Source organism: Nonomuraea sp. NPDC059194 (assembly GCF_042754765.1).
In the GTDB taxonomy this organism is placed as follows: Bacteria; Actinomycetota; Actinomycetes; order Streptosporangiales; family Streptosporangiaceae; genus Nonomuraea.
The window spans coordinates 12,859-25,648 of sequence record NZ_JBHZBH010000013.1 but is presented as its reverse complement, the minus strand read 5'-3'; the positions used below and the strand labels follow the sequence as shown (position 1 = coordinate 25,648).

General features: G+C 68.6%; 8 protein-coding genes and 2 pseudogenes. 2 read left to right on the top strand and 8 right to left on the bottom strand.

The features are described 5' to 3' along the window. The first annotated feature begins 209 nt into the window (after nt 1-209). Complete coding sequence (locus ACFXJ8_RS17810) at nt 210-2,405, top strand: discoidin domain-containing protein (RefSeq protein WP_379644987.1); 2,196 nt, start codon at nt 210-212, stop codon at nt 2,403-2,405. A gap of 164 nt (nt 2,406-2,569) precedes the next feature. Continuing rightward, nucleotides 2,570-3,508: pseudogene (locus ACFXJ8_RS17805) on the top strand (alpha-galactosidase); the annotation flags it as partial. A gap of 187 nt (nt 3,509-3,695) precedes the next feature. Here ACFXJ8_RS17805 and ACFXJ8_RS17800 read toward each other — a convergent pair. From ACFXJ8_RS17800 to ACFXJ8_RS17765, 8 genes and pseudogenes are all read right to left on the bottom strand, one after another. Next, nucleotides 3,696-5,159: a sigma-70 family RNA polymerase sigma factor gene (locus tag ACFXJ8_RS17800; RefSeq protein WP_379644986.1), complete on the bottom strand. Its 1,464-nt coding sequence runs from the start codon at nt 5,157-5,159 to the stop codon at nt 3,696-3,698. Then, nucleotides 5,160-6,863, bottom strand: a complete 1,704-nt coding sequence (locus tag ACFXJ8_RS17795) for a ricin-type beta-trefoil lectin domain protein (RefSeq protein ID WP_379645139.1) — start codon at nt 6,861-6,863, stop codon at nt 5,160-5,162. Nucleotides 6,864-7,119: 256 nt separating this feature from the next. Then, nucleotides 7,120-8,829 (bottom strand): exo-alpha-sialidase, encoded by a 1,710-nt coding sequence (locus ACFXJ8_RS17790; RefSeq protein WP_379644985.1) that lies wholly within the window; start codon nt 8,827-8,829, stop codon nt 7,120-7,122. A 4-nt stretch (nt 8,830-8,833) separates the two neighbouring features. Then, on the bottom strand, nt 8,834-9,901 hold the full coding sequence (locus ACFXJ8_RS17785) for a right-handed parallel beta-helix repeat-containing protein (protein ID WP_379644984.1): 1,068 nt from the start codon (nt 9,899-9,901) through the stop codon (nt 8,834-8,836). 4 nt (nt 9,902-9,905) lie between these two features. Further along, on the bottom strand, nt 9,906-10,442 hold the full coding sequence (locus ACFXJ8_RS17780; protein ID WP_379645138.1) for a LamG-like jellyroll fold domain-containing protein: 537 nt from the start codon (nt 10,440-10,442) through the stop codon (nt 9,906-9,908). A gap of 344 nt (nt 10,443-10,786) precedes the next feature. Then, entirely contained in the window at nt 10,787-11,272 is a 486-nt protein-coding gene (locus ACFXJ8_RS17775) for an ATP-binding protein (RefSeq protein WP_379644983.1), read from the bottom strand. A 172-nt stretch (nt 11,273-11,444) separates the two neighbouring features. Further along, nucleotides 11,445-11,783, bottom strand: a pseudogene (locus ACFXJ8_RS17770) (enolase C-terminal domain-like protein); the annotation flags it as partial. 248 nt (nt 11,784-12,031) lie between these two features. Further along, nucleotides 12,032-12,778 carry a FadR/GntR family transcriptional regulator gene (locus tag ACFXJ8_RS17765; RefSeq protein WP_379644982.1) on the bottom strand — a complete coding sequence of 249 codons (747 nt, stop codon included), beginning with the start codon at nt 12,776-12,778 and terminating at the stop codon, nt 12,032-12,034. Between the last annotated feature and the right edge of the window lie 12 nt (nt 12,779-12,790).

Sequence of the window (12,790 nt, the reverse complement as noted above, 5' to 3'; positions counted from 1 at the left end):
CCGAGCGACGTTTCCAAACTCTTTATGCGACGGCCCCATGTCGCCTACGTTTCCGCTACCTCACCCCATGCGGCCCCTCTCGGGCCGGTGAACCGCAGGAGGCAGCGGTGGCAGATTGGGAACACCTCAGAGCCAGGCCTGACGCGGATACGGCCGACGGTCTGAAGCGGCGGCAGTTTCTCGGTGCGATTGCGGCGATCGGAGCGGGAATGGCCGGTTTCGGCCCCCTCGGCGAGATCGGCGGCGGTACGGCCGCAGCCGCGACGACAGCCGCCGCCCTGCGTGCGACCATCGACGCGACCCACCCGGCCCACCTGATCAACCTCGGGCAGAGCGACGAGCCGTACCAGGGCACGCTCCCTCAGCTGTGGAAGACGGTCCCGGCGAGCCTCAAGCCCTACTGCTACATCAACCTCATCCCCGGCAGCGAGATCCATGACGTCCCGGCCGCGACCAACTGGATCCAGGCCAAGCTGGATGAGGCCGAGGCCGCCGGTATCCCCGTGACCGTGCAGGTCGCCCAGGGCGCTACCGGCACGCAAGCCATTCCGGTGAGCAAGTGGCGTAGCTGGGCGCAGACCCATCCGAAGAGCTTCGTCGGCCTCAACGCAGCCGAGCTGTACAACGGCATCGACCAGAGCAACTACCTGATCAGCCTGTTCAATCTCGTCGGCGAGCAGGGCATGTTCTTCTTCTGGACCGACACCAACATCTTCGGCACCCACGGCATGATGCTGGACTACATGGAGCGCAACGCCCAGTTCCTGCCGACGATGAAGGCGAATGCCCAGAACCTGGCCTTCCTGAACAAGGAGTCGTTCGCCACCAACAGCACCGACGCACTGCTGAAGGGTCTTTGGCTGACCGGCTACATCGGCAACTGGGGCTCGTCGAGCGACTGGTGGAAGTGGGGCCTCGACGGCAAGGGCGTCTTCCCCGGTGGCAGCGGAGGACAAGACTGGAAGTACATCCTGCAGTACCCGCATGCCCTGCAGGTCCAGTCGATCGTCCGTGATCTCTCTCAGGGCGCTACCTGCTTCCTTCTGGAAGCCTCCTTCTTCACCAATGGTGCGCTCGGAAACCGCTATGCCGGCGCCCAGTTCGGCATCTACCCCCTGCTGCAGGGCGTCGCGAACGGTTGGATCAAGATCCCGACCCGGGCCCAGGTCGCCGCCCAGCAGCAGGCCCTGGCCAAGGGGATCGACAGCTTCTCGACACCAGGCTGGAGGAACTCGGTCAACAACGCGATGGCGGTCGACGGACGCTACGGCATGATCTCGCTGGTGCCTGCCACGATGCCCGCCGCAGATCTGTCCGGCTTCACCACTGTCACCTCCAAGCAGCCCACCAGCTACTACGACGGCCTGTTCCCCGGCTTCGCCAGCACCGGCAACGGCTGGGTGGTGCGCTCCGACGGAGCGAGCAAGCAGTGGTACTACACGAACCCAGTCATGTGGGAGCAGCGTAAGACCGCCTCGGTCATTCCGCTGACGAACGTACCCGGCGCGCAGGTGACCATCAGCGCCGACGAGCACACCAGTCTGATCATCCAGGAGAACCCGTCCAACCTGGGTGTCCACGTCTTCAACTACCGCCTCAACCTCACCGACGCCATATCCCAGGTCACCGACAAGGCGACCACCGTCGCCTTCGGCCAGAACTACATGGCGCCGAAGCTGGACAGCGCCGGTAACCCGATCGTCAACGCCGACGGCTCGATCACCACGGTCGGAAACCGCACGCTGCCGGACAGGACCTCGCGCGACCTCCGCGATGTCACGCTCACTATCGTCGGAACCTGGAACGGCGGGCGACCGCGTGTCGTCTTCGACGACTACCCTGGCATGAGCCGTCCCTACACCAACACGCAGACCTGGGACCCCACCACCAAGACCCTGGTCCTCACTATTACCTTGAACGGCACCAGCCACTTCAACGTCCAGATCAACGGCGGCGGCCCGCACGTTCTGCCGCGCACCGGCTGGACGGTGAAGTACGTCTCCAGCGAGGAGCTCACGGGCGAGAACGACCCCGGAACCAACGTCCTGGACGGCAACATGTCCACCTTTTGGCACACCCGGTGGACCGGCGCTGCCCCGACCCCGACGTACCCGCATGAGATCCAGCTCGACATGCAGGCCGCCCGCTCCGTCTCCGGATTCACCTACCTACCGCGGCAGGACGGAAGCACGAACGGCTGGATCGGCGGCTACGAGTTCTACGTCTCGGCCGACGGCATGAACTGGGGCAGCGCATTGGCCACCGGAACGTTTGCCACCGATGCCACTTTGAAGACCATCAGGTTCCCCGCCGTCGCCGGCCGGTACGTGCGATTCCGCGCGCTGTCGGAGGTCAACGGCAACCCATGGGCGTCCTGCGCCGATCTGACCGTCATCGGTCTGTGATGCGCTCGCCAACGACACCACCGGAGTTCACGAACGCATGACCATGCACCACCGGGACCTGGCCGTGCTCGCCGCGGCCGGGTCCGCCCTCGTCCTCGACCTGTCGGACACCGGCCTCCCCGCCATCCTGCACTGGGGGGCCGAACCCGGCGGCCTAGGCGACCGAGATCCGCCTGGCCTCGGGAGACTCCCACCGAACCCCCTGGATCTATTTCGCCTGGTCCGCTACCGGGCTCGACGGCCTCTCCGAACGCCTGCACAGGCACCTTCGAGCCCGACCCAGCCACCCACACGCGCCCCGGCCAGTAACGCTCAGTACGTGGGAGGCGGTCTACTTCGACCACCGCCTCGGCAAGCTCACCGACCTGGCCGAACGCGCCGCCCGCGTCGGCGTCGAACGCTTCGTCCTCGACGACGGCTGGTTCACCGGACGCCGCGACGACAGCACGGGCCTGGGCGACTGGACCGTCGACGTACACCTCTGGCCGGGCGGGTTGCACCCGCTGGTCGAGCGGGTCAGGGCACTTGGCATGCAGTTCGGGCTCTGGGTCGAGCCGGAGATGATCAACCCCGACTCCGACCTCGCTCGGGCCCACCCTGACTGGCTGCTCGCGGCAGCCGGACGGCTTGCCCCAGCGGCCCGGCACCAGCAGGTTCTCGACCTGGCCCGCCCCGAGGCGAACGAGCAGATCGTAAAGCGCCTGCACGCGCTGATCGACGAGTACGGCATCGACTACCTGAAGTGGGATCACAACCGCGACCTGCTTGAGGCGATCCACGACGGGGGCCTCGGCGTCCACGCCCAGACGGCGGCCGTCTACCGGCTGCCCGACGAACTCCGCCGTCGCTATCCCCGGACTGGAGATCGTATCCTGCTCCTCGGGCGGCGCCCGGATCGACTACGGCATCCTGAAGCGCACCGACCGCGTCTGGGCCTCCGACACCAACGACCCGGTGGAGCGCCAACGCATCCAGCGCTGGACCAGCCTGTTCGTGCCGCCGGAGCTAGTGGGCTGCCACGTCGGGAGGCCAGCGCCCACACCACCGCGCTCTCCACTCGCCTGGCCACCGCCCTCTTCGGACACGCCGGCATCGAGGGGGACACCCGGGGAGCTGTCCCCGGATCGATGCTCGGCACGGTCGGCCTGGTTGCGCCGCTGCTCGACCCGGCGCAGTGCCTCGTGCTGGAAATCCTGGCCGAGTTGCGCCTGCGTCGCACGCCGCCCCGCGGTCCGGTAGAGATCACCGTGCCGCATGGCCGTACAGGACCGACCCCGTACGGCCCCGCCGTCACGGTTTCAGCAGCCTTACGCGTTGGTCGCCGGAGCCGGTGTAGGCGCCGTAGAGGATGAACGCGGTCGGCGGGCGCTTGCCGCCGAACTCCTTGCCGATCGACAGCGCCATGCCCGACGGAACGCTGACCAGGCGGGGTACGCCGTCGGAGAAGACCGGCCGCTTCCAGCGCTGGGCGGGCGCGGCCGAGCACGGCGCGAGCCTGACCGCGCGGATGCCGCCGCCGTTGAACGAGGCGGTGTCATACTTCTCTCCCGCCGTCAGGCATTGACCGCTCATCACGTTGACGAGCTGGAACCGGTCCTTCGCACCCGTCAATCGCCACCCTGCACGCGGGTCGGCACAGCCCAGTGACGCGATCCGGCCGCCCGCCACCCCAGTGCACCGGCCCGCGTGGCCGATCCTGATCCCGGCCGCCGTCGGCCGGGCGGTCCGCGCTGGTTCGCGACGCTCCGGACGTCCAGACGGCGGTGCCGGGCTCCGCTCCGGCCTGGACTGCGACCCCGGGCTCCGCTCCGGCTCGGACGGCGTCACCGGGCTCGGCGCGGGCCCCGCTGCCTTGGGGGACCGCGGCTCGGCGGCCCACGGCGCGGTGAGCGCGATCACGACGGCGGTCGCCGCCACCGCCGCGCCCCCCGCCCAGCCCAGCGCGGCCTTCGACGCCGCGTTCTTCGACATCACGGCCTTGGCTACGGGAGCCTTCATCCCCGCCGCCTTGCCCAGCCCCTCGGCTGCGAACGGCAGCAGCGCGATCGGCAGTGCGGCCCGCAACGTGGCGTTGAGGTCCAGCAGCTCGCTGTGCGCCCGGGCGCAGCTCGGGCACGACTCCAGATGCGCGCGCAGCGCCTGCGGCAGCCGCCCGCGCTTCTTCCGTACGGCTACCGCCAGCCCCTCGGCATGCGCACGGCACCCGGGGGCTGACACCGTGACATGTGCGGCGAGATACGCCTTGCGCAAACCTTCACGGGCGCGGAACGCCAGCACGCTCACATTGCCCGGCGTGATGCCGAGGATCGTCGCGACCCGCTCAGGATCCTCGTCCTCGATCAGCGTATGCCACAGCACGGTCTGCCACCGCGGCGGCAGCGAGCGGTAGGCGCGGGCCACGAGCTCGTCGGGCGGCTCGGGACCGGCCACCGTCAGGTCGTCGTCGCGGAACTCGGCGGTGAGCACCAGCCGCTGGTCGGCGCGCGCCCACTCGGCCGCCGTGTTGCGCGCCACCACATAGAGATATGGGCGCCAGCCCGCCGACGGGCCGCCGGTCCCGGTGCGCACCGTCCGCAGGGTTCTGGCGAACGCCTCATTGGCCAGGTCCTCGGCGGTGTGCGGGTCCTGGCACAGGCGGCGGGCGAAGGCGAGCAGCGCGGGGTGGTGCCGCCGGTAGAGCTCCTCGGCGGCACGGCTGTCCCCGGCCCTGACCTGGTCGGTCAGGGCCGTGTCCTCGGCGGTCTGCTGGTGCACTTACCTGGCGGTGAATCTCGTGGCATTGCGGGCGTACGCCGCCTTGGCGTACACCCGGGCCGTCCTGGCGTTGGCGACGAGCCTGGTCGCACGGCTGGCGGCGAGCTTCAGCGTGAGGCTGCCGTCGGGGCGCGTCTCCAGCAGCCAGCGCTGGCGCGTGGCGGTCCTGGCGCAGGTGGCCAGGATGAGCGAGCGCTTGGCGGCCAGGGTCATGCAGCGGCCCTTGTTGCGCAACTGCACGGCTCCGCCGGAGACCGGGACTGCCCGCCAGGCCGTACGGCACGATCCGAGCCGCACCTTCGACCCGCTCACGGAGAGGCAGGCGCCCGAGGCGGCGCGGAACCGGGTGTTGCGCCGCGCGGGGGTCGTGGCGGGGTCGGCGGTCTCGTTCGCCTCCGGCTCCTGGGTCGGCGTGGACGGCTCCACAGGCTGGGTGGGCGTGGACGCGGTCGGGGTCGACTTCGTCGGGGCGGGCGCCGGGTTGGGGTTCTGTGGGGCGGTAGGGGTGGCGGTCGGGGCCGGGGTGCCGCCGAGCGGCTCGGCCACGAACGTGCCCGTGCCGTCACGCACCACCGGGGTGCCGTCGTCGGCGGCCTTGAGACCGAGCTGCCCGCCGGTCCGGCTGCCGAAGTTCGTCTTGTCCTGGTCGGCCTTGGGCAGCCACTGCTGGTCCTTGCGCCGGTCGGCGCACTCGTCGGTGACGATCGGCGCGGCCCCGGCGGCGGGCATGGTCAGGCACCGCCCGGTCTGGGCGTTGCGGATCGTCAGGTAGCCGTCAGGGTCGGCGCTTCGCTGCCAGATCTGCGACTTCCCGTCGGCGCACGGCCGCAGCACGACCTGCTGCCCAGTGCCGTCGAGGCACTTACCGCTCTCCACGGCTTTCATCCGGAATTCCCACACAGAGCTCGGCTCGTCCTGGATCAGGTACGGACTGAACGCGACGTTCCTGTTCCTCTCCAGCGGCGGCTGCCGCACCGGCGTCGGCTCAAAGTACCGGAACTCGTCCGTACGGCACGAGTCCAGGTGGTAGTTGGCGGCGGCGTCGCTGGTGCACTCCGGCCGGCTGCCCCAGTTGCGGCAGAGCGGGTCGTTGCCGTTCGGCCCGCCGCCGCCCTTCTGGCCGCAGTGCGAAAGCCCGAACGAGTGCAGGAACTCGTGCGTCAGCCCCGCCTCGCCCCAGCACCAGCGCGGCAGGATGGCGCCGCCGTTGCTGAGCCCGGCGTCGGCGCCGCCTCCCGTGCATGAGCCGGTGATGTCGTTGTCCCTGACGAAGAAGAGCGCCTTGACCCGCTTCGTCGGCCAGAGCTTGCGTACCAGCGCGGGCTGGGCGGCGAGGTTCTCGTCTAGCGCCTTGCCCATCTCTGCCCGGTTCCTGCCCTTGACGAACGGGATCTTCGCCACGACCGGACGGCATTGGTCGTCCTGCACCAGGCGGATCCTGCGCGAGACGCCGAAGCGGTGCGCGCTGACGTCGAAGGCCTGGTCGGTCTCCCACATCGAGTTCAACAGGGCGGCAGCGTCGGTGCCGTAGGCATCCTGACCGGGTTGGTAGACGTAGACCGGCAGCACCCAGCCCTTGCCAGGGGCGTCGGCGCCGTCGCAGGCGAACCTCGTGGCGGCGGGCGCGGCCACAGCGGGCAAGGGTACAGCCAGCACTCCCGCCACCAGCGCCAGCAGCAGCGACAAGGGGAAGAGGGACTTCATCCTGTTCAATCCAGACTCCTTTCCTTCATGAGGAAGGAGTGGGTGTCCGCTACCTGATTACGCGGGTTTCCCAGGTTTCCAAAGATTTCCGAGACATCCCGAGACGGCGACCTTGGCCACTCAGGCAAGTCCGCCTGCCCCGTCACCTTCTTCGACGGAAGGTGACGGGGCAAAGCCGCCGCCACGGTCGTACCTCACCCCTGCCAGCGCATCAGTTCCGTGGAGAACGTCAGATCCCGACGTTCACATCGACTGATCAGGCTCCTTTCAGCCAGGGAAGGGAGAAGCGGGCGAAGACGATGCCGCCGGTGTCGCCGATCTCGTAGAGGGCGCCGATATGGCCGTTGCCGAGGACGGCCATGGTCGAGTAGCCGGCGCCGCCTGGCTTGACGAGCGCCCTGATCGGCCAGCTCGCGCCGTCATCGGTGGACAGGCGGACCGTGAGGTCGTTGCGGGCGGTCGGATGGGCGTTGTTGCTGAACAGGACGGTGCTCGTGCGCGTCGGCGCGCCGTTGGAGCCGCGCTGTCCGGGCAGCAGGTACGACATCTCGTCGGCGTTGCACAGCGGATCGGCGAGCACGGGGCTCGCCGTGGCCGCGCCGAACGTGTGGCCCGCGTCGGCGGAGGTGGCCAGGAAGCGGGCGCGCGTGCCGTTGTGCCGCATGTTCTGGACGACGTCTCCGTTGCTCCGCTCGACCGCCTTGCTCTCGTTCACGCCCGCCCCCGCGGACGAGCCGCGCTGCCAGGTCACGCCGTGGTCGTCGCTGTAGATGTTGGCGGCGTGGGAGGTGCCGCCGGCGTCCCGGTAGACGATCGGCTGGATGAGCCGGCCACCGCTGGTCTGGATGCCGTGCCCCGACGAGGCGAAGAGCTGGCGCCACGTGGGGTCCTTGACGGAAGGGTTGAGCTCGACGGGCGCGCTCCAGGTGACTCCGTTGTCGGTGCTCTTGATGTACTGGATGTGCAGGCTGTTGGGATCGTCGGCCGCGTTGGACCCGGACGCGCCGGCCCAGAAGCTGATGCCGGGTCGCGGAGAGTAGGTGTAGAAGACGTACGCCGTTTCGGTGACGCGGTCGATCAGCACGCTGGGGTCTCCGGCTCCTTCCGATGTGGTGGCCGGGCGGTGGATGATGCGCGGCTGCTCCCAGGTCAGGCCGTGATCGGTGCTGCGCATCAGGGCGATCTGGATGTTGTTGGTGCCGCCACCGAGATCGTAGGATCCGTCGACGCGCGCGTCGGCGACAGCGATGATCGTGCCGTTGTTGGTCACCGCCATGCCGGGGATGCGTACCGATTTCGCGGTGCCGTCGAGCCCGGCGATGACCGTGCTGGTCGACAGCAGAGTGGTGGCGTTGAGCTGCGGCGTGCCCACGTCGAGCCCGCAGCGCGCGACACCGGTCTGGGTGCTGTCGAAGCCCTCGGCGGTGGTGCGCAGGTCGTACCGCGTGCCGCTCGGGACGGTCCAGTAGTGCAGCGTGTTGCCCCCGGCGGCGACGGTCCGGGTCCAGGGCGAGCCCGAGCGGCCCGGCCAGGTGACGGTGAACGTTCTGGAGGTGGATGTGCGGTTCTCCAGCGCGAGCTGGAGGCGGCTGCTGGTGCAGTCGAAGCTCGCCAGCGCCGATATGCCGCTCCCACAGTGGAACAGACCGCTCTGCGTGGTGTCGTGCCCGGTGGGTGTCGTGGTTCTCAGCGTGTACGGTGTGCCTGTCGAGATCGTCCAGTAAAGCTCCGCGCTTGCGCCTGAGGAGATGGTGCGCGTCCACGGCGAGCCCGGTCGGCCCGGCCAGGTGACGGTGAACGTCTGGGTGGCGGCTGACTGGTTGTCGAGTGTGAGCAGGAGCCTGCTACGGGAGCAGTCGGCGCCCACGGTGGCGTGCACGCCGGGCACGTCCGCGGCCGCGGGCGGTGCGAAGAGGACGAAGCCCACGGCCAGTGCCGTGGCTCCGCGCAAGAGCTTTCCTAACATGGTTTCACCCCAGGAGATCGTTGACATTTCCGTTGAGTACGGGCAGGTTGGCCGAGCCGTTGGCCTGGGTGCCCACCAGGTGGACGGGTACGGTGCCCGTGCACGTGATGCTCAGGTTGGAGAAGGTGTTGCCCGACAGCAGCCAGCGGATGCCGGCGAGGTCGACGGCCCGTAGGCCGGTGTACCAGAGGGTGTTGCCGGTGAAGGTGGGCGGCAGCACGCCGCTGACGACGACGCCGGGACCGGGGTCCTGCGCGCTGCCGCCGATCGGGAAGGCGGCGCTTTGGTTCCACCGCGGTCTCGCGCCGCTGTCCGAATGGTTGAAGGTGTTGCCGACCAGCGTGCCGTGGCCCCAGTTGTCCGAGGTCAGCGAGCCGTACGGGCTGGACTTGGCGAACGAGTAGTAGGCGCCGTAACAGAACACGACGCTGTTGCCGTTGATCGTCCAGTTGCCGGAGGAGTTCCATATCGCCAGCCGGCAGTAGGAGAAGCTGCTGCCGCTGAGGATCGAGTACTCGCTTCGATCGGCGAGGGAGACGCCGAAGTAGCAGCGATGGAAACCGTTGTCGTGGAGCTTGATCCGGTAGGCGTAGTAGTCGTCCGCGGTGGAGCCGGTGACGGCTATGCCCGCACCCCGCCAGTGCGCGAAGTCGCAGTCGCGCACGCGGACGTTGGTGCTGCGGGTGATGGCCACGCCGATGTGCGCAAACACCGGGGCGGTGTTGAGCGGGTCCTCCGCTCTGCCGAGGAACCTGATGTCGGAGAGGGTGATGTCGTGCTTTCCGGTGATGGTGAGCGCACCGATGGAGTCGGTCACGACGGTCACGGCCGCGCCGTTGCCGGCGATGAGGCACCCGTTGGGCAGTTCGACGCTGTGCCGCAAGGTGTAGACGGCGCCCGGCACGAGCTGCACCTGGGGTGTCACGGCCAGCACCCTGTCCCAGTCGTCTCCGGGGGCCAGCACGGGCAGGGCGGTCGCCGTCGGGGCCAGTGCGGAGGCGGCTCCGGTCGACCCGATCCCCGCAAGGACCCACCGCCTGCTCACCTTGGCGGGATCAGATCTGCCGGGCATGGCGTCACCTCCCGCCGTAGACGGCCACGCGATCGAGGTGGCCGGCGTAGATCCACTGCGGCCCGCCGTTGTCGACGTTACGGCCGAGCCACATGCCGTTCAGACCGCTGAGCTGCCCCAACAGGCCGACGCCTGTGGTGGTCGCGATCGGCGCGCCGTCGGCGTACAGCGTGGTGCCGGTGGACGTCACCGAGACCGCGAGCACGTGGTCCTTGCCGTCGGTGAGCGAGACGGTGCCGTTCAGGAGCGCGAGATAACGCCCGTCCTGACGCGACTCGAAGTGCGGAACTCCGCTGTTGAGCGACAGTGTGGCGTTGGTCGAGGGGGCCGTGGTGTCGGAGGCCGACAGCAGGGTGGCCGCGACGGGCTTGCTCTCGGTGCGGAAGCGCACCGCGACGGTGCCCTCCTTGAGCCCCGATACCGTCTGCAACTGTGCGGTCAGATCGCGGAAGTCGCCCTCCACCTGCTCGTCGATGAGTGCCTGGCCACCCACCACGAGCATCGATTCCTTCGCCTTCTGCTCCGTCGCCGCTGTGCGCACTGTCGCGGTGATGGTCTGGTCGCCCGTCGTCAGTCCTGCGGGTCGTTGAGAAGCATCAGCATGTGCAGGTGGGTGGGAGTGAGCCGTCGCTGGGACTTCATACCCCGTACAACGAGAAGCGGAAAGCGGAGGCCGGCAGCCATACATGCGAGTGGTGCGGTGTCCCGCTCTGCTGAGTGCCGCTGATGTTTCCGGTTGCAGCACCAGCGAAGGCCTCGGCACGCAGCAGCACGCTCGCGTCCATCGTGCCTGGATCGCCTTGTCCCTGAGCACGATGATGCAGAGGAGCCGGTCGGAGACTGGGAGCCTCTCGACCTCATGTGGCGTTGGGCCAGGGCTGGAGGTCAGGCGACGGCGCGAGTGGGGACCTCGAACCACACGACTTTGCCGACCTGGGTGCGAGAGCTGCCCCAGCAGCAGGCCAGCGCGGCAAGGAAGTGGAGGCCGCGTCCATCCTCGATCAGTGCGCGATCGCTGCGCAGCCGGGGTTGGTCGGTGCTCGTGTCCTCGATCTCGCAGCGCAGCAGGCCGTCTTCGGCCGTCAGCGAGAGCCGACAGGGACCGGACGTATGGCGCAGGGCGTTGGTGACCAGCTCGCTGACCAGCAGTTCGACCACGTCGCCGACCTTCTCCAGCCCCCACGCGGCAAGCCTGGTACGGGTCAGACGGCGCGCCTTCGGTACCGAGGACAGATCGGCCGGCAAGGACCAGGAAGCGTTCAGAACGCCGGGTTCGCAGTGGAACGAGGCGGTCAGTGTGTCGATCCAGCGGACGGTGGCGGCGCGTAGCGAAAGTCCGCGGCTGAAGTGACGGGTCTCTTTTGCGAACATGCGACGATTCCCCTCTATCGCGGGAAATATGGCTAGAAGCGGACGATGGTGTAGCGGTCGACGACGGTGTCGTTGAGCTCTGCGCCGAGGCCGGGTGTCTGTGGGACGTGGAGTGCTCCTTCTCGGAAGTCGGGCGGGTTGAGGAGGATCCGTACGGGATGGGGTGGGGCAGGCGGTTGTACTCGTAGATGCGCAGGTTGGAGGTTGCCGCGCACAGTTGCAGGGCGGTGCAGAGGCTCACGCCGGAGCCGACGCCGTGCGGCGCGATGTCGACGTGGAAGGCGGACGTGAGCGAGGAGATCCGGGATGCCACGGTGATGCCGCCGCGGCGGGTGACGTTCGGTAGGACCACGCCACGGCCGATCTTCACCTTGAGCGCGGTGAAACCGTCGGCAACGAAGCCGAGGGCTTGGCGGGCGGAGTCCTCGGGATCGGCGGGCAGCGCCGCCGGGCTGGCGTAGCAGGTGATGCGTTTGCGGATCGGGTCGCCGAGCAGCCGGTGCACTGACATACCGGCAGGCTTGCCGCGCAGGTCTGCCGACATGATCGACTTGGGGGAGTTCTCAGGAAGTACCACCATGCGGCTTGACCTGGCCGGATGATCTATCGGCACCCGCAGAGCTTCCGCGTGCACGGCTGGCCTCGGCACGACGGCCGTGCACATGGCGAGCGCGGGGGCGACAAGGAGCTTTCTCAACTGATGCCTCCTATGGGAACCCACGGGGGCATCGGACATCAGACCTCTAGGAAACTAGGTCCTCAGGGATCGAGCGTCAACCCCTTGCGCACCGGGTTGTAGTGGGCGGCGATCGCCTCACGGAAGGCGGCGACGTCCTGCGCGACGATCGCATCGACGATCGCCCGATGCGCGTCGACGGTCTCCCTGACCGACTCGGGGGAGGCGTGCATGGAGGGCGCCACGATCGCGTGCACGTCCCAGAAGGCCGCGGTGAGCTGCACGAGCAGCTGGTTGCCCAGCGGCTCCATGAGCAGCAGGTGGAACTCGCGATCCTGCTCGATGAAGCTCTCGCCGGCGTCGGCGCGCGTGCCCATCTGTTCGACGAGCTTCGCCAGATCGGCGCGGACCGAGTTGTCCAGCGCGGCGATGATTGCCCCGGCAAGCCCCTGCTCTATCGTCTGGCGCACCTCGATCAACTCGGAGAGCACGCGGAAGTCGTCGCTCCTGCTGAGCAGCCCGCGGAAGGCGAGGCTCTCGACGAGCGCGGCCAGGGACAGTCGCCCGACGTAGGTACCATGGCCGTAGCGGACCTCGACGATGTCGAGCGCGGTGAGGGCCTTGATCGCTTCGCGGACGCTCGACCTGCTGGCCCCGATGGCGGCGCACAGCTCCGCTTCCGTGGGCAACGCGTCGCCGGGACCAAGCCGGTTCTGCACGATGTACTGCTTGATGAGCTCGGCGACTTCCTGTTGCCGCAACATTCCGCCGCGCCCTCGTGAAGTGGAATCGATCACGGCCAACATCTTGCCCTCTCGTCCAGTGTTCATCTACATTCCACC